This window comes from Intrasporangium sp. Soil_C_50 (genome assembly GCF_057656595.1).
In genome coordinates, this window is sequence record NZ_JBDGKB010000013.1 from 64,200 (window position 1) to 90,022 (window position 25,823).

Sequence of the window (25,823 nt, forward strand, 5' to 3'; positions counted from 1 at the left end):
ACTTCTACAACGCGGGGAGAACCTTCAAGGGCGCAAGGATCGGTGCGCGGTCAGGCTCGACGGCGAACTGCTCCGGCTCCATCGAGCGCAGGCGCCGGACTTCGGCGTCGTAGCGCACGAGGGCGGGGTTTGCGACGGGGGTCTCCAAGGGCGACGTCATGCCCGGGACCGTCGGGGCCCGGTGATGGCGGGCAACGGGTGACCTTTGTTGCCCCGAGGAGGGGTAGCGGGACGAGGCGCGGTCGACCGCCACCGCGCGTCGCGGGGTGGTCGTTCGGAGGACGGATCAGACGACGAAACGAAACAACGAAGGAAGTCCGTGCAGGACTTCCTTCGTTACTTCGTTTCGTCGTCACGCCGCGAGGCTCACAAGGACCTCCCGCGGCCGGCCACGGGTTGGGATCTTGTCGACGCGGATGAGACCCATCTCGCTCAGCTTGCCGATGAGCTCGTCGATCTTCGGCCTGTCGAGGTTGTTCGAGAAGAGGTGGTTGACCTGAGTACGGTCGACCCTGCCCGCGCGGTGCACGGCGCTGGCCAACTTGTCGAGGCGCGAGTCGCCGAGGCTGACGCCCCAGATGTGAGCGACGGTGGCCTCGCAGTACTCCCAGAAGGCCTTGGCTGCCTCCAGGTGGCACGCGCGCAGGGCGGCGGACTGGTCGAGCAGCGCGTAGAGCAGGGACAACCGGAGGATGTGAGCCGTTCCCCGCGCGGTGAGACTGTCGTAGGTGCTTCCACCGCTCGGCTGGGACTCGATGATCCGGTAGAGCCGGTCCCACGCTGACGTGAACTCGGGGCTGCGCACGATCTCGCCGGCGGACTGTCCGAAGCCCACGGCGTCACGGACGCGGCTGCCGAGCTGAAGCACTACGTTCGCGGGCAGCCTGCCGGGCTCGGGGTGGAGCCCAGACCGTGCGCTCCAGACGTGCAGGAAGCGATTGGCGTATCCGTTGTAGACGTCGGTCGCCGTCAGCCTGCTGCGCAGTTCGGGCGTCGTGACATGGGCGATGATGCCCACATGGGCGTGCTTTGCCTCCAGCGTCTCCCGGCGGGTCCTGTTGGTGAGCGTTCCGCCGTCCCAGGCTTCGCGCAGGATGCTGGACAGGATGGACTCCTTGCTCGCGGCTGCGGCAAGGAAGCGCGCGTACTCCTCCTCGACGACGAGCAGCCGCTGATCGCTGACCGGTAGGCCAGTATCTGTTGTGCACGGCTGTGGGGGCGACGCGTCGCCGGCGTCGACGGCACCTTGGATGAGGGCCTCGCCGGACTTCACGCCGAGCAGCACGTGGCCAGGGAAGAAGGGCCGGGCCGGGTCGTCGGCCGCATCGAGGATGGGCTGCACCGCGGCGGCCGAGGTGCCCTTGCGTGCCCTGGCGCTCGCGCCGACGACGAGCGAGAAGATGTTGGGGTAGTGCGGCTTTGACCCGACCAAGACGTGCGCGTTGGGACCGCACATCGTGCCGATGCCGGTGAGCAGGGTCGCCAGCATGGCGGCCGGGCTCGCCTCGGTGATCGGAGCGAGTCCGTTGACGATGTCTCCTGCGAGACCCGGCAATGCGGCGGGGGACAGGGCCGGTGCCTGTCCGGCTTCAGCGAGGACCTGGGCGAAGCGCAGCCGACCGAACATCTCGAAGGACTCGTCGCGCCCGGACTCCTGATGCGGTGGCGCGGCGGCCGTGGCGGCGCGGAGTGCAGTGGTCATCGGTCGAGGCCCCTGTCGAGGTATGCGCGCGCTGCGCGGCGCATGAGCGACGCCACTGAGCGGTCCTCCATGGCGGCGCGCTGCTTGAGCGCGTCGCGCAGTTCCCGAGGGAGGCGGACGATGACGGCGACGTCGGCGACATCGGGCGTGGTGGGCGTGGGGTCGATCATCTCGATGGATCCTTCTGATGGGCTGACAGGACGTGGCCGATAGCGCGGCCAGATCGCAACGTCCGCGGTCCTGCTCTCGGCGCAATCAGGCAGATGCGACAACTTCAAGAAAGTCCGATCGGGCTACTACTCATGGGGGACACCGCTGCAACAGGTCGATGCGGGCCACAAACCAGAGCCCCCGCTGACGACGGGGGCAGCAGCCCCCGTGCTGCGGTCATCCCGCTGGAGTCTTCATGACAGCAACACCCCAGCCGCTGCTCGCCACGTTGCGGGCAGCCAGCCCTATCCCACCCCGGGACGAGCACCTCTCACGACTACTGGCACTTTGGGTGGACCTCGCTCAGCGCGCCACGTCCGCTGCCGCGCACGACAACGCCGACGAGGCCAGCCTGCGCGAGATGCAGATGCACGTCGAGGAGGCGCTCGCCCAGCGAGCGCCCGACCACCCGGAGCTCATCGACGAGCTCATCGCGTGGGAAGCGAGCCTTGTCCACGTCGCGCAGACGCCGCCGGAGACCTGTCTCACCTGTCGCCGGGCGCGTCTCGGCCTCCCCGCCGACCTGCCGATCCCGTCTCTTCGTGGAGGTGCTCGGTGACACTCGCGCACATCCCTCGGAGCTCGGCTCGTGTCAGCGTTGACGGCGACGTCGTCACCCTCTACGAGCTCTCCGTGACCCATGCCGAGGCCGCCTCGCTCGTGCGATCGCACGAGAACGAGCACGGCACTGACGCAGCCACGGAGCTGGTGCGACGCGCCCTGCCGGTTGGCCTCGTCGCTCTCTCGATGGGCACCGCCGCCATTGACACCGGTTCGCTCACGCGAACCCTCGACACGTTCGCCGAACGCGTCGACGCCAAGTCGGAAGCCGCCCTCAGCGGCTTGGACCAGACGCTGGTCAGACTCCGCGAGGGGGAGGACGCGGTCGCGCGTACCGCGACGTCCATCCTCGACAGCCTGCCCGCACGAGTCGAGGCCGCTTTGGCCGGACAGGCGGGCAGCGTGCGGGCCAACGTGGCCGAGGCCGCCCGTGCGGTCCAGAGTGCTGGCCTGCAGGAGCTCACCGCCGCCCTGGCAAGGCACTCCGAATCCGTACGGGACGCGCTGTCCCTCGACACCGAGGGGCCCGTACGGATGCTGCGTCAGGATCTCCTGCAAGAGCTGAGCAGCACCCGCAAGGAGCTCGGCGAGCAGCTCGTGCTTGTCCGGACCCTCGTGGAGGCAACGCAGGCGGCCAAAGCCGCCGGCGCTAAGAGCAGCCGCGCGGTCGGCGCCGCCAACGAGGAGGACACGCTCGCCCTGCTCCATGGCATCGTCGTCGGCGCGGGAGACCTTTTCGAAGCCACCGGCGGACAAGCGGGCGTGGGGGGAACCACCCGGCGCACCGGCGACGGGGTCGCGACCCTGTCCGAAGCCATCACCGGCCCCGGTCGTCAGATTCGGATCGTGTTCGAGGCCAAGCACCGCTCCCGTGCCATGACCGTCAAGAACCTCCGCGACGAGATCAGCTCCGGGTGCCGCGTTCGCGAGGCCGCGGGCGGGATCGTCGTCGTCCCGACCAGGGCCGAGGTCCCCGGCGGTGGCAGCTTCCTCCGGCTCGGCACGAGTTCGTTCGTCGTCTGCGCCGAAGACCCCGAGGCCGTGTCGTTGATTTACCTGCTGCTGCGCGAACAGATCGCCCTGCTCACCGTGCGCAGGGACGACAGTGCCGAGGTCGACCTCGGCGCCATTGAGGCCCGGCTCAAAGTGGCCCTCGAGGGGCTCACCGAGTTTGACGAGGTGGGCCGTCTGGCAGGCCAAGCGCACAAGACGCTGGAACGCCTCATGGACATCGGAGGGAAGGCCCGGCAGAAGGTGAGGGACAACCTCACCCACGGCATCACAATGCTGCACGCATGAGAGGTGGGGAGGCGCGCTGCGCCTCCCCACCTCGGTTGTCTTCTCCCATCACGACGTTGTCAGTCCACGTGGCGGCCGGTTCTCTTGAGCTCGTCGATGACGGCTCGCTCCAGTTGAGCTGCTATCTCCGGGTTCCGTGTGGGGTTGAGTCCTCAGGTCGCGACGCATCGGCAGTCGTGCTCAGGACATTGGATGACCCCTGCCGGAAGAGGCTTCGTGATGACAAGCGCCATCACGTGGGGGTCAAGGGCATGGCCGCAGTGGCGGCAGGTTTCCATGAGTTGATCGCGGGTCATGGCCTCGACCGTGTGAGCTCGGGCGGGTCGCGCAATCATCCCGCCTGCAGCGCCGATCTCCGACCGAGCCGCCGGTTACGTTCTAACCGACGGATCCGCTTGCCTGAGAGGCCCGCCGGACGAGAGCCGTCACCAAGTCGATCAGGTGGCGAACTTCGCTGCTCGGAGGAGTGAGTTCGAAGGCGTGATGGTGGCACGTCTGCGAAAGGCCATTCCACGCGTACTCGGCACTCGCGGCTACATGCCCCTCATGCTCGTAGGCCACTTGCAGCACAGAGAGCTTGCTTCGCATGGTTGCCTCCGGCGCCTCACGCGTTCGAGCCGCGAGGAGCTCGTCGACCGCACTCTCGAGAGCGGATCTGGCGATCCAGCACGCGGCGCGGTTGCCATACGTGCTGGATTCCGCGAAAACTGCCGACGCGTGCTCCAGGAGAGTTGCGGACTCGCTCACTTGGTTCCTGACTTGATGTCGTGCACCATCTTTCGCGTGTGCTGGACCGCATCGAGTGGGTCAGTACCGGCGTACAGCCCCTTGTGAAAGCCGCTGGTGGCCACACCCATGCCCTTCCTGCGCCACTCCGTGCGGAGCCAGCCATCGAGCGGCTTGACCTCGGCATGGATCGCGAGGCTCACTCTCTGGCTGGTGCCGTGCACGTCGTTCCATGTCGACTCGACGTCGTGGAGCGGCTCGCCGCGCGAGATCCTGGTGGAGAAGAAACGGTCGCGCGCGGCGGACTCGATCGCCATGCGGAGCAAGCCGGGAAGCGTACGACGGAGCGTCTCGTCGGGGACTTTGGTGTCCCGGCAGAGAGCGGCAGCATCGTTGAGGTATCGAGCCGCGGGGTCCTCCGTCGCACTGATGCTCACTGAGGAGTCCGGGCCCCGCACGACCTCGTAGATCCGGGCTGCGGTGACCTTGCGACGCAAAGCCGCCGGGAGGCGGTCGTCGTGCGAGAAGACGATGACCTGGCGAGTCTCAGCGATCTCGGACAGAAGGGCGACGAGTCCGTCAACCTTCGCCGGATCCATTGCCTGAACCGGGTCGTCGAGCACGACGAATCGGAAGGGTGACTCGTCAAGGGTGGCCCGTGGTAGGAAGAGCGCGAGTGCCAACGCGTGGAGCTCACCTTGGCTCATCACTGTCAGGGCACCTCCAGCGTCCGTCCCGTCGATGGTGGCGGTGAGGGCGACGCGTCGCCGAGTCGCCTGTCCCTCAAGGCGGAGATCGCCGAGATCAACGTTGCTCTCTTGCCGGAGCAGTCCCCAGGCGTGCTTCGCCTTTTCCGAAATCGGGGCGATCCGCTCGTTCTTGAGGCGGGTGTCGTTCACCTTGAGCCACTTCTCGGCAGCCGCGAGTCGGTCGACCGCTGGCCTGCTCTCAGCGACCTGGTCCCAAGTCTCGCACCAGGCGGCGATCCTGGCCGCCATCGGAGCCCAGGCATCGTCCCGCTCGGTGAGCGCGGCCGTGGCCGCGGCACGCACGGTCGCGACGGTCGACTCCAACTCATCTGCGTGCTGTGCCAGGTGGTCGGCGAGCGCGAGGTCGCCGTCGGGCACAGTCTCGTAGGCATCCCAAGCTTTCCGAGCCTCACTCACAACGGTTTCGAGCTCGTCGATCGGCGCGCGGTCAGTCGCCGACGGGCGGTTCCGGACCAGTGCGCGGAGTGCTCGACGAGCCGCGGTCAGCTCTGCCTGTGCGTCCGAGAGCGCCCGCAACTCGGCCTCCTCGTGTGAAATCAGCGTGCTAATCGTGTGGGCCCACGTGTCGTCTAGCGTGCCTATGTCGCAGACGGGGCAGGATTGCTCGCCGTGCTCTGCATGCAAGCGGAGGGCCTGACGACGCACGTCGAGGCGGGCGACTTGTCGCGCACTCTCTGCCTCTCCGGCCGCCGCCATCGCGCTGACCGCGGCACGTAGACGCGTCGCTGCGGCGGCGATTTGGGCCCGCTGGGGCGACTCCAACTGGGCCAACACGCGGAGAGACCCGAGAAGACCGCGATCAGGCATAACCACTCCCGTCGCGACTGCGCGGATCGCCGCCGTGTCCGGTGCCGTCTTCTTGAGCAGGGGCGCTACCGTTTGGGCCCGCTCGTCGGCGAGTGCTTCGGCTTGGGCCTGCAACGATCGCCGGTCGGCGGTCGCCGCCTTCTGCGGCGCGGCAAGCTGCCTCAACCGGGATTGGATCCGGAGTAGCGCCTCACCGAGCTGCTCGGTGCCCAGCACCTTGGCGATCGCCTCGTAGAGGTCACTGGGGCGGGCCTCCAAGAGCCCACCGAGTTCGTCGTAGGACAGCAACGGACGAAAGGTCTCGAGGGCAGGGCCCCAGCCCAGTGTCTTTGCGGCCTCTGACGGCCCTCTGGTCCCGTTGACGGTCCGTTGGGCAACAGTGGTGTGCTCGTTGACCTCGGTTGCGCCCGCGGGCCACCGTGTGCGCAGGACAACCGGCCCTGCGCCTTCCTCGACTAGCTCAACGAGCAGTTCGGTCTCACTTTGGTGGTGAAGGTTGCGCCAGCGGTCCGCCCACTGGGTCGACTTCTTGTTCTTCCACCGGTACGTGTCTCCGGTGAGGACCATCTCGAGCCCTTCGGCGATGCTTGACTTGCCGGATCCGTTGCGTCCGGCGACGACAGTGAGCCCGGGAACCGGTTCCAGTGCGAGGGTCACTGACGGCCCGATTCCCCGGAAACCGGTCACCTCGATGGATCGAAGAAACGCGCCCGTCGCTGGGCGAGCAGCAGTCGCGGCGTCGGCGGCATCGGTTCGACGCGCCGGCGTCCCACCCTGGAGGTATTCATCAAGCTCGTCGTCGCCCTCCAAGGCGGCAAGAACGAGAAGGCCGACTTCGTCGTCGAGAGTCGCGTCGTCGTCGATTTGCTTTTCGATCCAGGTGATCAGGTCGTTGGTCACGGTCGGCACCCTAAAGGCTCCCCGAGACAGTGGTGACGCCATCCCCCAATCGGGGTTGTGGCAGCGTCGATTCGTCCACGGGTGAAGGCGTCGAGGATCCGCTGAGGGGCAACGATCGCAAAGTCTGAGCGCACGTCCGTCGCACGGGCTCCTTCGAGGCCGACGAAGGGCACGCGGTGTCCGAAGAGCATGGTCGCCTGGCCGGCGTGACGAGCCTTCAGGTGCACACCTGACAACTCGTCGGCGGTCTCGTCGACAGCATCGCGCGCCCAGCGAACCCGGACAGCGTTCGGTCGGCCCATTTGCAGCAGTCCGGCAGCGCAGGTCTGGATTTCAGACACGAACACGTCGTCGTGCACCAGCTTCTCGAAGGCCATCGCCCGCACCCAGCGGGCAGCTGGGATCCCAGCGGTGGTATCGGACGAGCCCAAGGTCGTGGCGAGCGCGCGGCTGGTACGACCGGTGAGCAGCGGTCGGTTGCGCGGAACCGAGGGCAGCCAGCGTGCGCCGAGGATGCAACGGCACCGCTGCCGCCGCCCGTGATCAGGCTGCCCATGTCGCCCCCCGTCTTGACTGCCCGACGAGGCTAGGGCAGTCACTGACTCTGCGGGGAAAAACGCGACAAACAAGGCTGGTCACCCCATTGGCAACACGAGTGGGGTAAAACGGGGCGTGACATCGATCTACCAGGTCCTCGACCACCTGCGCGCGAGCGCGATCTCGGAAGCAGACAAAGGCGCGAAGTTCGAGCGGCTCGTGCAGTCATACCTGCGGGTCGACCCGGTCTTCGCTGACCAGTTCTCCGATGTCTGGCTGTGGGGGGACTGGCCGGGTAACCAAGGAAAGCACGACACCGGGATCGACCTCGTGGCCCGGGACGCCACCACGGGCAACCTCAGCGCGATCCAATGCAAGTTCTTCGCACCGCACGTCTACGTCACGAAGCCGATGATCGACAGCTTCCTCGCCGCCTCAGGAACGAATGCCTTCGCGGACCGGGTCATCGTCTCCACCACCGAGAAGTGGAACAGCAACGCCGAGCAGGCCCTCAAGGACCAGACCAAGCCGGTGCGCCGCATCGGCCTCTCCGACCTGGAACACTCCCGCGTCGATTGGCAGTATCTCGATCCGGCCAAGGTCACCATCGAGCTCGCACTCCACCACAAGAAGCAGCCGCGACCGCACCAGAGCACCGCCATCGAGAAAGTCACGGCCGGCTTCGGCGAAACTGACCGCGGTCGCCTCATCATGGCGTGTGGCACCGGCAAGACCTTCACCTCCCTTCGCCTTGCCGAGCGGAATGTCGGCGCCGGCGGCACTGTGCTCTTCCTCGTGCCCTCGATCTCGTTGCTCTCCCAGACCGTCAGAGAATGGGTCTCGGAGGCCGAGGTGCCGATTCGGCCCCTCGCGGTCTGCTCCGATGCCAAGTCCACCAAGAGATCGAGCAACGACGAGGACATTTCCGCCGTCGACCTCGCCCTGCCCGCGACCACCAACGTGGATGCCATTCGCGCTCGCTTGGATGCCGCCCAAGCTGACCGCGACGCCATGACGGTGATCTTCTCGACCTACCAGTCCATCGACGTCGTCGCGAAGGCTCAGGAAGGTCGCCCCGCGTTCGACCTGATCGTCTGCGACGAGGCACACCGGACCACCGGCGTAACGCTCGCCGGGGTTGAGGAGTCCGCGTTCGTCCGCGTGCACGACGACGCCTACCTGCGGGCCACCAAGCGGCTGTATATGACTGCCACCCCACGCATCTACACCGACGCGTCCCGTACCAAGGCCGGTGAGCTCAACGCCCTCGTCACAACCATGGACGACATCGAGACCTACGGCCCCGAGTTCCACCGGCTCGGCTTCGGCGAGGCGGTCGAGCGCCATCTGCTCACCGACTACAAGGTCCTCGTCCTCGCGGTCGACGAGGAGTCCGTCGCTCGTACCTTCCAGCAGCAGCTCTCGGACGCGAACAACGAGCTTGGTCTCGACGATGCCGCCAAGCTCGTCGGTTGTTGGAACGGCCTGGCCAAGATCGGCCGAGCCGAGCACAGCTTCGAGCCCGACACCGCACCCATGAAGCGCGCCGTGGCGTTCGCGGGAAACATCAAGGACTCCAAGCGAGTTGAGCAGCTCTTCACCGAGATCACCGAGCACTACGCCCGCTCCGCCGGCCTCGAGGAGAACGGCGACCTTCCGCTGCGCTGCCAAGTCAGGCACGTCGACGGCACGTTCAACGCGCTCGAGCGGAACCAGCGCCTCGACTGGCTCAAGCAGGAGCCCGCCGAGAACTCCGCCCGGATCCTCACCAACGCACGCTGCCTCTCCGAAGGCGTCGACGTCCCGGGCCTCGACGCGGTCATGTTCCTATCCCCGCGCAAGTCCATCGTCGACATCGTCCAGTCCGTCGGCCGCGTCATGCGGCTCGCGCCCGGCAAGCAGTACGGCTACATCATCCTGCCGGTCGGGATCCCCGCAGGGATGAGCGCCGAGCAGGCCCTTGCCGACAACAAGCGGTACGCCGCCGTATGGGAGGTGCTTCAGGCCCTGCGCGCCCACGACGAGCGCTTCGACGCCATGGTCAACCGCATCGAGCTCACCTCCAGGCGGGACTCAAAGGTCAACGTCATCGGGATCACTGCCGGCCGCGACGGCGGCAGCGAGCAGCTCGAGATCCCCTTGGCTTTTCAAGACCTCGACCTGCTCCGCGACACGATGTACGCCAAGATCGTCGCCAAGGTGGGCTCGCGCCGCTACTGGACCGACTGGGCCAAGTCCGTCGCCGACATCGCCACCAGACAGACCACGCGCATCCATGCTCTACTCGGCGATCCGAACACCGACGTCCGAAACGAGTTCGACCGCTTCCTTGCTGGCCTGCGCGGCAACCTCAACGATGGCATCACGGAGGGCGACGCCATCGACATGCTCGCGCAGCATCTGATCACCCGGCCCGTCTTCGATGCACTCTTCTCCGGCTCCCGGTTCCTCGAGCACAACCCCGTGGCGCGCCAGATGGAGCGGATGCTGGCCGCTCTCGACGCCCACAACGTCGACGACGAAAATCGCACGTTGGAGAAGTTCTACGACTCCGTTCGGATGCGAGTCGAAGGTATCGACTCCGCGGAGGGTCGCCAACGGATCATTACGGAGCTCTACGACACGTTCTTCTCCACCGCCTTCAAAAAGACTGTCGACAAGCTCGGCATTGTCTACACCCCTGTCGAGATCGTCGACTTCATCCTGCGTTCCGCCGACGTCGTGCTCCGTCAGGAGTTCGGCCAAGGTCTCACAGATGAGGGCGTGCATGTCCTCGATCCGTTCACGGGCACTGGCACGTTCATGGTCCGCCTTCTCCAGCTCGGGCTCATCGAACCTCACGACCTCGCCCGGAAGTACGCCCAGGAGCTGCACGCTAACGAGATTCTGCTGCTCGCTTACTACATCGCTGCGGTCAACATCGAGACCACGTACTACGAGGCGATGAGATCCATCGCCGCCACAGGTGGCCTTGATGGCACCGGCAGCGCCGGCCATGAGTACATCGAGTTCCCGGGTCTCGTCCTCACCGACACATTCCAGTCTTGGGAGGACGACGACACCCCGGACCTAGACGTGTTCCCCGAGAACAACGAGCGACTGGAGAAGCTCAAGCAGCTACCCATCACCGTCATAGTTGGCAACCCGCCTTACTCCTCTGGCCAGGACAGTGCGAACGACAACAATCAAAATGAGAAGTATCCGAACCTGGACGCCCACATTCGCAACACGTTCGCTGAACGATCGGCAGCCACCAATCTGATCTCGCTCTACGACTCCTATATCCGTGCGATCAAGTGGGCCACATTGCGTATTCAGGACCGTGGCTTAATCGCCTACGTAACCAATGGTGGCTGGCTCGACTCCAACACGGCCGACGGCATGCGCAAGAGTCTCACGGAGGAGTTCTCTTCGATCTATGTGCTGAACCTCCGCGGTAATCAGCGCACAGCCGGGGAGCAATCGCGCCGCGAAGGAGGGAAGATCTTCGGAGGTAGCAGTCGGGCCACGGTCGCAGTCGTGCTCCTTGTCCGCGACCCAACGAAGAGCGGTCCAGCGACGATCTCCTACGTGGATGTCGGAGACTACCTATCGCGGGAAGAGAAACTCGCTCGCGTCGCATCATGGCGTGATGTGAGCGGGCTCGAGCCTCGGATCATTCATGCCAACGAGCACGGAGATTGGATATCGACGCGCAGCGCCGACTTTGGCTCGTTCATGCCAATCGAGGGTGGGGGTCTTTCCGGCGTGTTCGCCGTGATGTCGAATGGTCTGACATCCAGCCGCGATGCGTGGGTCTATGCCTCGAACGCTGAAGCGCTCGGCTCAGCAATGGAGCGCTTCGCCGACAGCTACGAGCGCAAGAGGATCGGCGGCACCGGAGGAGATGAGATCAGCTGGAGTCGCGCGCTCCGCCGACGACTGGCAAAGGGGCGCGAGCTTTCGCTCGCGCAGGATGCGATGACAGTCGCGTCATACCGGCCCTTCTTCAAGCAGCACCTGTTCTATGACTCCCAAGTCATCGAGGTGCCTGCGAAGTTGGGCCGATTGTTCCCGGGTTCACTGAAGAACATGGGTTTCTACGTCGTCAGCGCGGGTAACGATAAGCCATTTTCGGTGCTGATGACTGATGCCAAGGTCGACATAGCATTTTGGGGATCCAGCGTTGGGCAGTTTTTCGCGCGTTGGAGCTATGCACCGGTAGCACAGGGAGAAATGCTTGAGTTCGAGGAGACAGGCCAGGTGGTTGACGGCTGGCGACGCATCGACAACGTCACCGACGATGCGCTCATGCGGTTCGCAACAGCCTATGGCGAGCAGGTCACGAAGGACGACATCTTCTTCTACGTCTACGGGCTACTGCACAGCCCGGAGTACCGAGAGACATACGCGGCCGACCTTAAGAAGATGCTGCCCCGGATCCCGTTGGTTGAGGACCCGTGGCCGTTCGTCGAAGCGGGTCGGAAGCTATCCGCCCTTCACTTGGGCTACGAGTCGGTGACGCCATACCCCCTCGATGGCCTCGACACGAAGCCGCCGGTGGGGGAGGACCCTTACGACTTCTACCGAGTGCAGAAGATGGCCTTCGCAAAGGTCCGTGACCCCGAGACCAAGAAGCTCGTCGCCGACAAGACGAGCGTCGTCTACAGCTCGCGGTTCTCGCTCTCTGGCATCCCGGAGGCGGCGCACCGCTACCAACTCGGATCTCGCTCAGCGGTCGAGTGGATCCTCGACCGCTACCAGGTCAAGACCGATAAGGCCTCTGGGATCGTGAACGACCCCAACGACTGGAGCCGCGAGGTCGAGAACCCTCGCTACATTCTCGACCTACTGGCCCGGATCGTGACTGTCAGCCTCGAAACCATGGCGATCGTCGACGACCTTCCGGGGCTTGCGGTCAAGGGGGACCAAAGCGGGGCTTCTGAGTGAAATCGATCCCGGATGGCTCGATCGTCGACGACGAGGTCCACGGCGTCTCGTACCGCGTCAAGCGCAAGCTGGGCGCTGGCGGTTTTGGCGTGGCCTACCTCGCGAATGAGCTCAACGACAATGGGGGCGAGAAGCGCAACGGTGAGACGTGCTTAAAGTTCACGGGCCACTCGGATGAGTGGCACGGCGAGGTCTACTTCTCGAACCTGCTCAAGAACGTAGGTCATGTCGTTCAGATGAAGTCCGCGTTCCCTGCCCGACTTCGGCGAGGTAGGTCGTCGCGCATGGTCTTCGTCATCAACATGGAGTACGTCGTGGCAGGCTCCGTCCGCGACCTGCTCAACCAAGGCGAGAGCTGGACCGGGGAGCAAGTGGGCTTCCGCGTTCGGCAGCTCTTGAAACCTCTTGCGCTGTTGCACGACATGGGTGTGTCCCATCGGGACGTCACTCCTCCCAACGTATTCGTCGGCAACCGCAAAGTCCTGAAACTGGGAGATTTCGGCATCACCAAGGCCCGACTGCATCTGTCTGGCGTTCACGCCGATGTGCTGAATCCGGATTTCACGCCTAGAGACCTCGGTACCTGGTGGAGTCCCGCCGACGACGTCTACCAAGTTGGCCTCCTCATGGCCTCATTGCTCGCGGGCGAGGAGGTCTACGGTGGTGTGCGCAAGCCGGAGATCAACCAACTGGTGGAACGTGGTCCACTCCGTGACGCCATCAAGGCAGCCATCGGGATCAAGTCGCGGCGACCGGGGACCGCAGGGGAGTTGGCGGCCCTACTCGATGCAGCGCGAAACGGCCACTAGCGAAGCAAGAGGAGCCTGATGGAAGCTCACGCACGGAGCCCTCGCGAGCTGTTCGAGGGTAAGGAGCACTATGAGATCCCAGCGTTTCAGCGGCCCTACGTCTGGAACGAAGAGGACCAGTGGGCCCCGCTCTGGAGTGATGTCACCCGGGTTGCGGAGACCTACGTGCGTGCTCGGGAGACAGACCCGGACAGCGACGTGGAGGCGCACCATTTTCTCGGTGCCGTGGTCTACGAGTCCATGCGACCGAACGCGGGAGACGTGACCCGGCATCACGTCATCGATGGCCAGCAACGGATGACAACCATCCAGCTTCTTCTGGACGCGGTCCAAGAAGTGGTGGTCGGCCGAGGCCACGAGGATCAGGCCGAATCCCTCGAAGAACTGATCCTCAACCTGTCTCCCCGCTTCAAGGGCAAGCGTGAACGCTTCAAGCTGTGGCCGTCACAGGCCGACCGCAAGGCCTTCGAAGAGGCGATGGACCCGCAAGGTCCCTCTACGGGAGACCATCAGATCAGCAGGGGGCACCGGTTCTTTCGAGAGGAATCCGAGCGGTGGATCGTCGGCAAGCCAGACGACGACGGCACCGCGCCGCCGGGGACCGAGGTATTGCGGGTCGAAGCGCTTAGCTCGACCCTGCAAGATCGGCTGATACTGGTCGCCATTGACCTCACTGGCCATGACGACTCCCAACTGATCTTCGAGACTCTCAACAACCGCGGCACGCCTTTGCTCAAGGCCGACCTGATCAAGAACTGGTTGTTCCGGCGTGGAGAGCAGCTCAAAGCCAATGTGGACAGCTGGGCAGACACGAAGTGGGCTGAGTTCGATACCGGCTGGTGGCGCGAAGAGATCCGTCAAGGGAGATTGACGCGCTCGCGTATCGACATCTTCCTGCAGTACTGGCTCACCATGCGGCGGCAGGACGAAGTGAAGGCAGAGGACACCTTCCGGGTCTTCGTGAAGTATGCTGAACCACTGCTGACATCGGCCGTCAGTGCCGAACAGATTCTCGACCAACTGCGCAAGGATGCTGACACCTATCGCAGCTTTGCTCAGCTCGACGTCTCCACCCCGCAGGGGAGTTTCTACCGCCGAGTGATCGAGGGGCTGGAACTCGCGGCGACGACCCCCGCCTTCCTCTGGCTGGTATCGGACAATCACGCGGTGCCGGAGGAGCAGGCCAAGATCGCTCTCAACGCGCTCGAAAGCTGGGCTATACGACGGACACTGCTCGGCCTCACCACGAAGGACGTCAACCGCTTCGTCGTGGCGATTCTCAAGGTGCTCGACTCGTCGTTCAGTGCTTCGGTCGGCGATTCTCTGCACGCCTACCTGTCGGAACAGACCGCCGAGACGCGGGTGTGGCCCTCAGATGCACGGATCCGTAAGGAGCTCCCTGGTCGATGGCTGTACAACAACCTGCGTCGGGACCGGCTGTGGACTGTGCTCGGCGCCATTGAGCAGCGCAAGCGCGAACTCGATCCGAAGTACGAGGCAGTGCAGCTGCCGACCGGGCTGCAGATCGAGCACATCATGCCTCGTGGCTGGCGCACCTACTGGGACACCGATCCCAAGCTCGACCACGATGCGGCCATTGAAAGGGATCGGCGCGTGAACACGCTCGGTAATCTGACCTTGGTCACGCAATCGCTCAATGGTTCGCTCTCGAACCGGCCCTGGACCGACTCCGAGGCGAGCGGGCTGTCTGAGGGTGGGCAACCGGGTGTCGGGAAGCGATCGCTGCTGGACCGATTCTCCTTGCTAGTGTTGAACAAAGAACTGCTCTCGGAACATGTCGACGAGTGGACGGACGTCGACATCGAGCAGCGCTCCAGAACCATGGTCGACACGCTGTGCCTTATCTGGCCGGGACCGTCGGTCGAGCTGCAGGATGCAGCGATGGAGGCTGCTACAACCCCGGCAGCCGCTGATCTTCCGGACGTTCCGTGGTCTCACGAGGACGTAGCACGCCTCGCCGGCGAAGCCGGCCACACTCTCCTCATCGTGCTCGACACCCTGTCTGAGCAGGCCGGCAAGGCTTGGCGCAACGCCGACTTCGTCGACGCAGGCCTGACCAAGTGGGCCTTCGCCGCTCTCGGAGCGCTAACAGTGAAGGTCCGCAGTGGGTATGGGCGCGCGAACACCCCGGTGATCTTCACCAACACTGGTGGCGCTTGGGAATGGTCGGTCGCGGAGGACTTTGCCCTGAAGTGGAAGGACGCTCGGGCGGCTGTAAAGCTCTGAGCCGGTGTCCAGCATCGAGACGATCTGGGAACGAATCCAACACCAGGTACGCGCCGAGTTTCTGACCATAATGGGCTTCCCTTCACCTAAGAGGTCCCGGTCAGCAACTTCGTGTCACGCGCCAGGGTGAGGAGATCAACCGCCCTGTCACGTGGCAACTTCGACCGCGCGTTGGTTCTCATGCCGGCCGAAGGTCTGGGCGCGCTGAGTCGGCAGGGATCGTCCTACGGTTGGGCGATTCTGATGGATCCGAGGGTTCGACAAGACGGCTGGTGACCTAGGGCACAAGCTCGGAACTCGAGTTCTCGTTCTGATCACGCCGGGACTGTCGACCTTGCGCTCAGCCCTCGCGACCGTCTCCATTCTGCAGACAGCTGGGCTGTACTTTCGTACGCTGCCCGCGTGTCGATCAGGCTGAATAGTGCTTTGAACTGGCCCCGTCCCGAGAACCGGTCACCGACCGTGGCATGGGCGCAGGCAATCTCTCGCGGGAATGGGTATCCCTTTGGACCCCTGCCGCCAGGCATCCTGCGCGTTCTCGGCGTCGTCTCTGAGGTCCCGGGCGAAACACTGCATCTGACGCTGGACGGGTGCGATGCATGCATCACTGTGCCGCTCGAAGACCGGGTCCGACACACCTTCGGGCCCGTGCTTGTCCCGGGGATGGAGCTGGTCCTCCATCTCGTGATCACCGACTCCAACGACCATCTCGATGCGGACGTCGCGGTGGTCAGCGTGGCGATGCCGGGAGACGACAACCGTGGATGGACGCCGTGGCCAGCGATGTCGTACAAGGAGGTCTCGTGGGGCGACGGCGATGAGCGCGTCTGGGGCCGTGTAGCCATCCGCTACGAGCCCGAGCCGCGGTTCGAACTGGGCTACGACCTCAGCACAGCGACAGGCCTTGAGAACGACGAGGGTTTCCAGCACTTTGACCGGGCCGACCATCGGGCCCTGCGCGGAGCGCTGAACCGGTGGAGGCAGATCGACGAAGCTGCGTTGCAACGGCACGCGGACGAGATGTTGAAGGCGCACCCCATCTTGGAAATCATCGACGACGGAAGCCCAATCGTCGGCATGTGGTGCTTGAAGGAATGGCAGGGCGCCTTTCCCCCTCCAGTGGGTTTCCACCCTTACCAGATACAGCCGTGGCGGAACGTGCTCGAAGGCATCTGGGGCGTGAACGGGTTCGACAGGAACGGGATGGTGCACTTTCCTGCATGGCTCACCAACGCCATGTACGGGCGTGACCGCCAGCAGTATGCGCACCTGTTCCAAGGTGACATCATTGCTTCGATCGGATCGGGACAGCTGGCCGCCAGATCCGCCGACGGCACCCCAAATCCGTCAATGGCCCGATGGGATGCCGCCTCGCTTGTCCGAAGGCATTTCACGTTGGGGATGCCGATCACCGTTCTCGACCCGTGGCGCGAGGCCGGTTTCGCTGACCCCCTTGCTTGCGCCTACCTGGAGCGGGAGGGCTTGAATCCGGCGAAGCTGGTAGCGCACGACCCTGCGTGGAGACGCATTCACGCTGCGGGTGCCAGAGGGCAGACGCCCAACCTGCCTCGGCGCTACGCGGGCGAACGGAGCATCTGGGTGTGGGAAGGGGCCCTTTGTGCCCTGGCTCATCTGTCTCTCTCGGGGACCACGCTCCTCGACGCTCTGTCGTTGCTGCCAAGTCCGCCCGACGAGCTTGAGTCCACGGAAAATCAGCCCTTCTGAACACGTGCCCATTGAACGCTTATTGCGGTGCGTGAGTTGGGGCTGCGATTTCGACTGAGGATCTTGTTGGGCTCGGTGACGCCTAACCGGGTCGTCGGCGGGTGCGCTTCTTGGCGGCCGCGACGTCACCGGATCGGCGCTCGACGTACATGTCCTGTGTGGTGCTGAGACGGGCGTGACCTAGCCAGTGCTGGACAGAAACGGGGTCCAGCCTGAAGCCACCGGACTTCTTGGAGGCCATCGAGTACGTGGCGAACGCGTGCCGCGTCCAATGGAACGTCCAGTCCCAGTCGCAGGCCTTCTTCGCCTCAGTGGCGAGCTTGCCCGCCTGGTCAGCCCATCCGGTCGTCGACCTGTGACGGGGGAACAGCCACCCGTGGTGGGGGTCGTCCTCGGGCATGGCGAGCGCGTCTTCGATCAGGCTCGCGGCGACATCCGTGTAGCAGTTCCACAAGAAGGCGACGCGGGTCTTTCCACCCTTCGGCAGACGGCGCGCCGGCCAGGCCTGGTAGCGGTCCAGCTGCCAGTCGACGCGGACTTCGCCAGTGGTGAGGTCGATCGAGTCGTGCCGCAGTGCAAGCAGCTCGTTGATGCGCAGGCCGGTGGCGAACGCGAGCAGGACGAGCCGGCGACCGTAGCCCGGGTACACGTCCTCGAACGCGGTCGCGTACTTCTCGATGTCTCCGATCTTGGGGCACACCTTGAAGAGGTAGCGGTTCGTGCTCTCAGCACGAACGATCCGGGCACGCTCCGTGCCTTCTTGACGATCTTCCTGCGTCGCCGGGGGTCGCCGAACGGCTCGGACGAGGCGAAGTAGCCCCGGTCCACCGCCCACTCCATCAACACGCCCAGCGTCCGGGCGATGTTCTTGACGGTCGGCTCGCTGGCACCCTCGGCGTTGGCGTGGTCGAAGATGGCCGACCAGTGAAGGATGTCGACGTCCAGACACCGGACCTTGCTCCCGATCTCGGCGGGTACCCAGGTGTTCCAGTTCGACTTGTACTGGCGGACGCTGCCCTCCTCGTCGCCTGCGGCGCGCATCGCCGCAAGCATGTCCTGCATGGCCTGGTCCAGGACCGAGGCTGCCTGAGGACCGAGCCCGTTGACGCGTCCGAGGCGGCTGCGCAGTTCCTCAGCGCGAGCCTCCGCCTTCGCGAGCGTCCCGCACCGCTCGGGCACTCGTTCCCCCACGCCGGGACGGCCGCCGGTCCAGTACCAGAGCCGTCCGTCCTTGTAGACGCGCACGGGGTCGCCGTCACGCCGCTTTGTCTTGGTCTCAGTGGACACGCTGCGCCCCCTTGACCTTCTTGGCGCCCTTGCGGGGGGCGACGGCGGACGACGCCGTCTCGACGGCCGTGCCGCCACGGACGCAGTTCTCGCAGTGCGCAGTCGCAGTCCGGTCCATCCAGCGGGCGATGGCGGCCGGGCTCCAGCGGGGAAGGGTGCCGAGCATCACCGGGGGCGGGAATGTCGGGTCCTCGCGCCGGAGATCGGTGAGGTGCCGCTCGCTGATGTCGAGCATCTCGGCGAGGGTGGTGGGGCTGAGCATCTTCTGGGTCGGCGCGAAGCCGTGGTCGTTTGTCATGGCGAGGACCGGTCCGCGGGGGACCGGTCGGCGCAATCGACCACAGCACAGATCGGTGTGACGTGGCACACAGCGGCATGGCTTGTGTGACGCCTGTGTGACCTGGACGCGGTGTTTGCCCACGTCACCCGCGTTGTGTGTCAGGCGACCCCAAGACCACCCAGATCTACGAGGGCACCAACCAGGTCCAGCGCATCGTCATGGCGCGCCAGCTCCTCAAGGGCTGAGCCCCCGCGTCGCCGACGCCGGATGGCCTCGGGGCCGTCCGGCGTCTCGGCGTACGTCATCTGCATGACGACACCGTCCCGCCGGCGTGGGATCCTCCGAGCAGGTGCATGGGGGGTACCCGCAAGAAGGTGATCGCGATGCGTGTTCCGCGCTTCCGGCGTCGCTCCGTCGAGACCTCAGGGCTCGATCGCCCGACCGACGCGTCCCGACGTCGCTGGCGGGTCCGGGGCGGGGTTGGTGCGGTGCTCGCCGCAGCGGCTCTCGTGCTGCAGGGTGCCCTGGCGGTGCTCGCGCCGGCCTCGGCGGCGACCCCGCTCAACGTCTTCGTCGGGTACATGGACACGCACTCGGCGGCGTCGAGCGCCAAGCAGCCGAACCCGTGGCCCTACACCGACCCCTCGAGCTACGTCGGCTCGCCGTGCCCCACCTACCCGAAGAGCACGACGTGCTGGGACGCAGCCGCCATCCGCCTGGACAACCCGGGCGGCGTCGACATCACCGGCGTGCGGGTCGTGGTCGCCATCGGGTCGAAGACCTACGCACTGTGGGGCACGTCCCTCACCGTCAAGGCCGGGGGCAGACTGGTGCTCACCGAGACCGGCGCCCAGAACTCGGCGAACTTCGACGGCTCGGACTTCTCCCCGAACTCCTACAACGGCGGCAACACCGCCTCGTGCGTCAACTCCGGCGCGGTCCCCGACGTGAGGATCACGATCGGGACCACGACGACGAGCTACCTCGACTCGGGCCAGGTGCTCAACGGGGGAGGCGTCGACAGCGGGCACTGCGTCAACGGCTCCTTCGTGTCGGGTCGCATCGACGAGTCGCACCCCTGGGCCCAGATCGGCGTCGCCGCCTCGACCACGCCGTCGGCCCCGCAGGGCCTGGCCGCGGTGGCCGGCGACGCGTCGGTGAACCTCTCGTGGAAGGCGCCCGCGAGCGACGGCGGTTCGGCCGTCTCCGGGTACAACGTGTACCGCGGCACGAGCCCCGCCGGTGAGGGAGCGACCCCGGTCGCCACCAACGTCCCGACGACGTCCTTCACCGATCCCGGACGCGTCAACGGGACCACGTACTACTACACCGTCTCGGCCGTGAACGCCGTCGGCGTGTCGACGCGGTCGAACGAGGCGTCGGCGACGCCACAGCCCACCCAGCCGACCGCGCCGGGCGCGCCGACGGGGCTGAGCGCCACGGCCGGCAACGCGTCCGTGGCCCTCACGTGGACCGCCCCGACGTCCAACGGCGGGTCGGCCGTGACCGGGTACGCCGTGTACCGCGGCTCGACGCCGGGCGGCGAGGGGCCGACGCCCATCGCGACGAACGTCACCGGCACCGGCTTCACCGACACCGGTGAGGTCAACGGCACCGCCTACTACTACAAGGTCGCCGCCATCAACGCGGTCGGGACCTCCCCGCAGTCGAACGAGGCGTCCGCGACGCCGCGGGCGACGGTGCCGTCCGCGCCCGTCGGGCTCATCGCCTCCGCGGGCGACCGGACGGTGGCGCTGTCGTGGCAGCTGCCGGCCTCCGACGGCGGCTCCGGCGTCACGGGCTACACCGTGTACCGCGGCACCGCGGCAGGAGCCGAGAGCAGCACGCCCATCGCGACCAACGTCGCCCTGACGAGCTTCACGGACACGACGGTGACGAACGGGACGGCGTACTTCTACCGGGTGGCCGCGGTCAACGCGGTCGGCTCCTCGCCGTCGTCGAACGAGGCGTCGGCGACGCCGCGCGCGACGTCGACCGCACCGTCGGTGCCGCAGTCCCTCGTGGCGGTGGGTAGCAGCACCACCGTGACCCTGACGTGGTCGGCGCCGGCCTCCGACGGCGGGTCGGTCGTCACCGGGTACAACGTCTACCGCGGCACGGCCCCAGGCGCCGAGGCATCGACGCCGGTGGCCACGAACGTCGCCGGCATCGGCTTCACCGACACGGGCCTCGCGAACGGGACGACGTACTACTACCGCGTCGCTGCGGTCAACGCCGTCGGCACCTCGCCGTCGTCGAACGAGGCCTCGGCGACGCCGCAGGCGTCCGTGGCCGGTGCGCCGACCGGGCTCACGGCCACGGCCGGAAACGCATCGGTGTCGTTGACGTGGGTGGCGCCCGCCTCCAACGGCGGGTCGGTCGTCACCGGGTACAACGTCTACCGCGGCACGGCTGCAGGCGCCGAGGCATCGATGCCGGTGGCCTCCAACGTCGCCGGCACGGGCTTCACCGACTCCGGCGTCGCGAACGGCACCACCTACTTCTACCGCGTGGCGGCGGTCAACGGCATCGGCACCTCGCCGTCCTCGAACGAGGCGTCCGCGACGCCGCGGTTGCCCGTGGCGGCCGGCTACGTCGGCCGGGTCGGGTCGCTGACGGCATCGACCGCTCGCACCACGAGCACGGTGACGGTCGGGGCCGCCGGGGTGGCGGCCGGGCACACGGTCGTGGTCGCGGCGCTCCTGTCCACGACGAGCGTGACCGCGGCGGTGTCGGTGAAGGACTCGGTCGGCAACACGTACGCGGTGGTGCGTGACGTCAACGACGGGTCGGCCGGGGACCGGGTCGTGACGGCGGTCGCGGTGGGGGTGCGCGCCCTGCCGGCGGGCGCGACGGTGACGCTGACCTACGGGTCGTCCGCGGAGACGCACCTGGCCGTGGACGAGCTGGCGGGTGTCACGGGGGTCGACGTCAGCGCCGGGGCGACCGGGTCCGGGACGGCGTTCAGCTCGGGGTCGGTGACGACGACGGCCGCCGGTGACGAGCTGTTCGCCGTGGCCGGGCTCGAGTCGAGCAGCGCGGTGCCGGCCTGGGGGTCCGGCTGGACCGGGTTGCCGACACTGAGCGTCTCGACCGACCACCTCGCGACCGCCTACCGGGCCGCGACGACGACGGGCCCGTACACGGCGAGCGGTACCGGCGGCGGGCAGTGGATGGCGGCCCTCACCGCCTTCCGGACCGGGTGATGAGCGGCCGGTCACCGGGCGCGCCGGCGTGCCGAGCTGCTACGGCTTGACGGCGACGCGTCCCTCCGCCATGCGCAGCAGGAGGAGGCGTTCGTGGGTCTCCTCCAGCCACTCGTCGACCGCGGTCCGGGCACCCTCCCACCAGCCGTAGTCGTCGAGCAGCAGGACACCGCCGGGCGAGAGTCGCGAGTAGAGGTGTTCCAGCTCGTGCTTGGTCGACTCGTACCAGTCGGTGTCGAGGCGCAGGATCGAGATCTGCTCGGGGGCCGAGTCCGGCACGGTCTGCTCGACCATGCCCTGCACGTAGTGCACGCGCTCCTCGGGGTAGCCGACCGTCGCCATCCCGGTCTGCACGTCATCCAGGGTCGCGACGGCCCACACGCCCGACTGCCGGGGCGCGGTGTTGAGCAGGTCGGCTGCCGACGCACCGTCATGGCGTCGGCGGTCCTTCTCGGTGGGCTCGGACATCCCCTCGAACGTGTCGAACAGGTAGAGGTGCCGGCTCGTGTCGCCCGCTTCGATGAGGGTCCGGGCCGCCGCCTGCATGCTGCCGCCCCGCCACACGCCGCATTCCACGATGTCGCCGGGGATGTCGTGCTTGACGATGTGGCGGACCGACAGGATCAGGGCGTTGAGCTTCTCGGGAGAGGTCATCGTCCACGGCTTCACGGCGCGGATGGTCTCCTGCGCGGCGTCGTCGAAGTCGCGCGGTAGCTGGAGCCTGGGGGCCGCGGGCTCCGCAGGCGGCGTCGCGGCCGGGCCTGCCGGCTTCGTCGGCCCCACGGACGTACGCCCGACCGCGCGGCCGTCGCGCGCCTTTCGCAGTTCGTACCCGGTGAACCGGGACAGGCCGCCGTTCACGGCGTCTCGCCACGTCATGGGGGCGAACGTACCAGCGGACCCTGGCATTTCCTGGTTGGCCGGATGGGCGATCTGTCCGCGTTCTCCAAAACGCGGACAGGGCGGGCACCCCGACCTACTCTGGTTCGGAACCCGGCCGGCGGGCCCGCCACGTTGCGCGGGCCACGATCCCGGACCGGGTGACATGACGCCCCGGTACGACGCCGGGGCGGCGCTCCGGTCCGCCGAGTCCTGTCCGCCGGGGGCGCGCCTTCATACCTCACCGGACAGGAACGGGGGACCCACTCGCGTCCGGCCATGCGCCGGGCTTGGGGTGAAGCCGCCATGCGCGGCCGGGCATCTTCCGCCCGAACCCGACAGCTCACCTCGCAGGCGTGGGAAGGGAATTCGCCATGCCCGCTTTCGCACACACCCGTGCACGCCGGTCCTGCTGGTTGCGCCGGTCGCGCCGGTTCCGCCCGGGTGCCGGTCTGCTGCTCGCCCCGCTGCTGGCCGTCGGTACCGTCGGTGCCGTCGCCGGACTGTCGACGGTGCCGCCGACCCACGTCGGCATCGTGGCCCGGGCCGGTGACACCGCGACGTGGGCGAGTGCCGCCGACGCCGCACAGGACCGGGACCGCGTCGACGTGCGTCTGTCGCTCGCCTCGGCGGTCGCGGTCCCGCTCGGGACGCGGGCCGTGCGTGTCGCGGCCGCGCAGAAGGGCAAGCCCTACCGGTGGGGTGCCGCCGGCCCGTCGGCGTTCGACTGCTCCGGGCTCGTGCACTACGTCTACGACGCCCGCCTCGCCCAGGACCTGCCGCGGACCGCGAACGCCCAGCGTCTCGACACGACGCGCGTCTCCCGCTCGGGGGTGCGCCCGGGCGACCTCATCTTCTTCATGCGTTCCGGGAGGGCCTACCACGTCGGCATCTACGCCGGCTCGGGCAGGGTGTGGCACGCCCCGAAGCCGGGCAAGCGCGTCGAGCTGGTCCGCATCTGGACGACCGGCTGGGTCGCCGGACGCGTCCGCTGAGCCCGACGCGTCCGGTGGGCCCGACGCGTCCGGTGGGCCCGACGCGTCCGGTGAGCCCGACGCGTCGGCGGGGCGTCAGTGCCGTCGGCGCGTCCCGCGCGCGCTCGGTTCGGCGGCGTGGATCTCGGCGGCGACGCTGCGCAGGGCATCCGCGATCGTCGTGAGCACCTCGGTCACCTGCGGGAGCGTCGCCGGGTCGAGGGCGTCGAAGGTGTGTGGCATCCAGTCGCGCACCTGCCCGACCTGCTCCATCCCGGCCTCGGGGATCCGCACGGTGCTGCGACGCCGGTCGACCTGGTCGGGCACCCGCTCGATGAGCCCGCGTCGCTCGAGCCGGTCGACGAGGGTTGTCGTCGAGCTCGTCGTCAGACCCAGAGCCTGGGCCAGCTCGGTCTGGCCGAGGGAGCCGCGCGCCAGCAGGTAGCTGACGGCCCGGCTCTCGTTGACGGTGAGGTCGAGGTGCGCGGCCGCGGCGAGACGGTAGTGCTCGCCCGCGAGGATCAGCTCGCGCAGCGCGGCGGTGGCCGAGGCGCGGTCCTGCGAACGGGTCGGCGTCATGGGGACAACCTAGCCAGAGACGGCTCGATGATCGATCAGGTGGACCGACAAGTGACGCGATGGTCGAACTGCTTGATGATCGCGTGAATTCGTCCTATCGTGGGTCGTGCAGCGCCGGGGGCACCTGGGCCGTGGCCGCGGTCCGCGTCACCCCTGGACGCGAGGTCGAGCAGCGTGCTTCGTGTCCGCGGCGCTGCGGCACGTCACCGGGGGCCCGAGGTGGCGGGCGCCGCCTCACCTCGCGAGGGCGGCGCCCCGCCTCGGGCATCACCGTGCGCCCCTCGCCCTCACCGCGGTCGAGGACCCGGCGGTCCTCAAGTAGTCTGGGCGCCGCTCGTGACGGGGGACGCGGGCGCCGCCCGAGCGCCGGGACCACCCTCCGGCACGACGACCAGAGGACAAGGACCCGCCAGCGTGGACGCGTCGACGCAGCTGACCCCGCCGGTCAGCGTCATCATGCCGCTGCTCAACGAGGAGCGGCACCTGCGCGACGCGGTGGCCATGATCCTCACGCAGGACTACCGCGGCCCCATCGAGGTCGTCCTCGCCCTCGGCCCCTCGACCGACCGCACCGACGAGGTCGCCGACGCGCTCGCCGCCGAGGACCCCCGGGTACGGCTCGTGCGCAACCCGAGCGGGCGCACCCCCGAGGGCCTCAACGCCGCGATCGGCGCGTCGAGCGGCGAGGTCATCGTCCGCGTCGACGGGCACGCCGAGATCCCCGACGACTACGTCTCGCGCGCCGTGTCCGAGCTCCAGCGGGTCGGTGCCGACAACGTCGGCGGCATCATGGACGCCCGCGGCACGACCGACTTCGAGCGCGCCGTCGCCTGCGCGATGCGCAGCCCCCTCGGCGTCGGGGCCTCCCGCTTCCACACCGGCGGCGAGGCCGGCGAGGCCGACACCGTCTACCTCGGCGTCTTCCGGCGAACGGCCCTCGAGCGGGTCGGCGGCTACGACCCCCACTTCTCCCGAGCCCAGGACTGGGAGATGAACCACCGGATCCGCGAGACGGGCGGACGCGTGTGGTTCACCCCCGAGCTGAAGGTCACCTACCGGCCACGCGCCTCGGTCTCCGCCCTCGCGAAGCAGTACTTCCACTACGGACGCTGGCGGCGCGTCGTCGCCCGCCACCACGAGGGCACGATCAACCACCGCTACCTCGCCCCGCCGACGATGGTCGGCGTCACGACAGCGGCGGTCGTCGTGGGCTTCTTCTGGACCCCGGCCTGGGTCGTGCCGGCCGCCTACGCCGCCGGCGTCACGGCGGGCGGCCTGGCCATCTCCCGCGGCGAGTCCCCCCGCACCCGTGCAGCCCTGCCCGTCGTGCTCGCGACGATGCACTGGGCGTGGGGCATCGGGTTCCTGACGAGCCCGCGGCGCCTCACCCGGTGAG

The 25,823-nt window shown here is 67.2% G+C and carries 18 protein-coding genes and 1 riboswitch; of the genes, 9 read left to right on the forward strand and 9 right to left on the reverse strand.

What is annotated here, in order from left to right; genetic code table 11:
• Window positions 1–4: 4 nt before the first annotated feature.
• From AC3A5R_RS19355 to AC3A5R_RS19365, 3 genes are all read right to left on the reverse strand, one after another.
• Window positions 5–160 (reverse strand): hypothetical protein, encoded by a 156-nt coding sequence (locus tag AC3A5R_RS19355; protein ID WP_487622402.1) that lies wholly within the window; start codon window positions 158–160, stop codon window positions 5–7.
• Between the two features lie 192 nt (window positions 161–352).
• A complete protein-coding gene (locus tag AC3A5R_RS19360) occupies window positions 353–1,627 on the reverse strand; it encodes a DUF3987 domain-containing protein (RefSeq protein WP_487622403.1) in 1,275 nt (424 codons plus the stop codon).
• 71 nt (window positions 1,628–1,698) lie between these two features.
• On the reverse strand, window positions 1,699–1,872 hold the full coding sequence (locus AC3A5R_RS19365; RefSeq protein WP_487622404.1) for a ribbon-helix-helix protein, CopG family: 174 nt from the start codon (window positions 1,870–1,872) through the stop codon (window positions 1,699–1,701).
• A gap of 332 nt (window positions 1,873–2,204) precedes the next feature.
• Here AC3A5R_RS19365 and AC3A5R_RS19370 point away from each other — a divergent pair, with 332 nt between their 5' ends.
• A complete protein-coding gene (locus AC3A5R_RS19370; RefSeq protein ID WP_487622405.1) occupies window positions 2,205–2,471 on the forward strand; it encodes a hypothetical protein in 267 nt (88 codons plus the stop codon).
• 74 nt (window positions 2,472–2,545) lie between these two features.
• Window positions 2,546–3,772 (forward strand): hypothetical protein, encoded by a 1,227-nt coding sequence (locus AC3A5R_RS19375; protein ID WP_487622406.1) that lies wholly within the window; start codon window positions 2,546–2,548, stop codon window positions 3,770–3,772.
• A gap of 743 nt (window positions 3,773–4,515) precedes the next feature.
• Here AC3A5R_RS19375 and AC3A5R_RS19380 read toward each other — a convergent pair.
• A complete protein-coding gene (locus AC3A5R_RS19380; protein ID WP_487622407.1) occupies window positions 4,516–6,975 on the reverse strand; it encodes an AAA family ATPase in 2,460 nt (819 codons plus the stop codon).
• Window positions 6,972–7,352, reverse strand: a complete 381-nt coding sequence (locus AC3A5R_RS19385; RefSeq protein ID WP_487622408.1) for a hypothetical protein — start codon at window positions 7,350–7,352, stop codon at window positions 6,972–6,974. The genes AC3A5R_RS19380 and AC3A5R_RS19385 overlap by 4 nt, the downstream gene beginning before the upstream one ends.
• Before the next feature lie 295 nt (window positions 7,353–7,647).
• Between AC3A5R_RS19385 and AC3A5R_RS19390 the strand changes: the two genes are divergently transcribed.
• From AC3A5R_RS19390 to AC3A5R_RS19405, 4 genes are all read left to right on the forward strand, one after another.
• A complete protein-coding gene (locus tag AC3A5R_RS19390) occupies window positions 7,648–12,441 on the forward strand; it encodes a DEAD/DEAH box helicase (RefSeq protein ID WP_487622409.1) in 4,794 nt (1,597 codons plus the stop codon).
• Window positions 12,438–13,250, forward strand: coding sequence for a protein kinase domain-containing protein (locus AC3A5R_RS19395; RefSeq protein WP_487622410.1), 813 nt, complete (start codon window positions 12,438–12,440; stop codon window positions 13,248–13,250). Before AC3A5R_RS19390 ends, AC3A5R_RS19395 begins: the two co-directional genes overlap by 4 nt.
• 18 nt (window positions 13,251–13,268) lie before the next feature.
• Window positions 13,269–15,497 (forward strand): DUF262 domain-containing protein, encoded by a 2,229-nt coding sequence (locus tag AC3A5R_RS19400; protein WP_487622411.1) that lies wholly within the window; start codon window positions 13,269–13,271, stop codon window positions 15,495–15,497.
• A 402-nt stretch (window positions 15,498–15,899) separates the two neighbouring features.
• Complete coding sequence (locus tag AC3A5R_RS19405) at window positions 15,900–17,222, forward strand: hypothetical protein (protein WP_487622412.1); 1,323 nt, start codon at window positions 15,900–15,902, stop codon at window positions 17,220–17,222.
• 82 nt (window positions 17,223–17,304) lie between these two features.
• Here the strand turns inward: AC3A5R_RS19405 and AC3A5R_RS19410 are convergent, their stop codons facing one another.
• Window positions 17,305–18,057 carry a tyrosine-type recombinase/integrase gene (locus AC3A5R_RS19410; RefSeq protein ID WP_487622413.1) on the reverse strand — a complete coding sequence of 251 codons (753 nt, stop codon included), beginning with the start codon at window positions 18,055–18,057 and terminating at the stop codon, window positions 17,305–17,307.
• Window positions 18,058–18,498: 441 nt separating this feature from the next.
• Window positions 18,499–18,807 carry a helix-turn-helix transcriptional regulator gene (locus AC3A5R_RS19415; protein ID WP_487622414.1) on the reverse strand — a complete coding sequence of 103 codons (309 nt, stop codon included), beginning with the start codon at window positions 18,805–18,807 and terminating at the stop codon, window positions 18,499–18,501.
• Window positions 18,808–19,172: 365 nt separating this feature from the next.
• On the opposite strand from AC3A5R_RS19415, the gene AC3A5R_RS19420 reads away from it, so the two are divergent.
• Window positions 19,173–21,995, forward strand: a complete 2,823-nt coding sequence (locus AC3A5R_RS19420; RefSeq protein WP_487622415.1) for a fibronectin type III domain-containing protein — start codon at window positions 19,173–19,175, stop codon at window positions 21,993–21,995.
• A 39-nt stretch (window positions 21,996–22,034) separates the two neighbouring features.
• Here the strand turns inward: AC3A5R_RS19420 and AC3A5R_RS19425 are convergent, their stop codons facing one another.
• Complete coding sequence (locus AC3A5R_RS19425) at window positions 22,035–22,874, reverse strand: TylF/MycF/NovP-related O-methyltransferase (RefSeq protein WP_487622416.1); 840 nt, start codon at window positions 22,872–22,874, stop codon at window positions 22,035–22,037.
• Between the two features lie 232 nt (window positions 22,875–23,106).
• Window positions 23,107–23,245, forward strand: a riboswitch (cyclic di-AMP (ydaO/yuaA leader).
• A gap of 3 nt (window positions 23,246–23,248) precedes the next feature.
• On the opposite strand from AC3A5R_RS19425, the gene AC3A5R_RS19430 reads away from it, so the two are divergent.
• A complete protein-coding gene (locus tag AC3A5R_RS19430; RefSeq protein ID WP_487622417.1) occupies window positions 23,249–23,869 on the forward strand; it encodes a C40 family peptidase in 621 nt (206 codons plus the stop codon).
• Window positions 23,870–23,944: 75 nt separating this feature from the next.
• Here AC3A5R_RS19430 and AC3A5R_RS19435 read toward each other — a convergent pair whose 3' ends face one another.
• Window positions 23,945–24,427 carry a MarR family winged helix-turn-helix transcriptional regulator gene (locus tag AC3A5R_RS19435; RefSeq protein WP_487622418.1) on the reverse strand — a complete coding sequence of 161 codons (483 nt, stop codon included), beginning with the start codon at window positions 24,425–24,427 and terminating at the stop codon, window positions 23,945–23,947.
• A gap of 414 nt (window positions 24,428–24,841) precedes the next feature.
• Here AC3A5R_RS19435 and AC3A5R_RS19440 point away from each other — a divergent pair, with 414 nt between their 5' ends.
• A complete protein-coding gene (locus AC3A5R_RS19440) occupies window positions 24,842–25,822 on the forward strand; it encodes a glycosyltransferase family 2 protein (RefSeq protein WP_487622419.1) in 981 nt (326 codons plus the stop codon).
• Window position 25,823 lies beyond the last annotated feature (1 nt).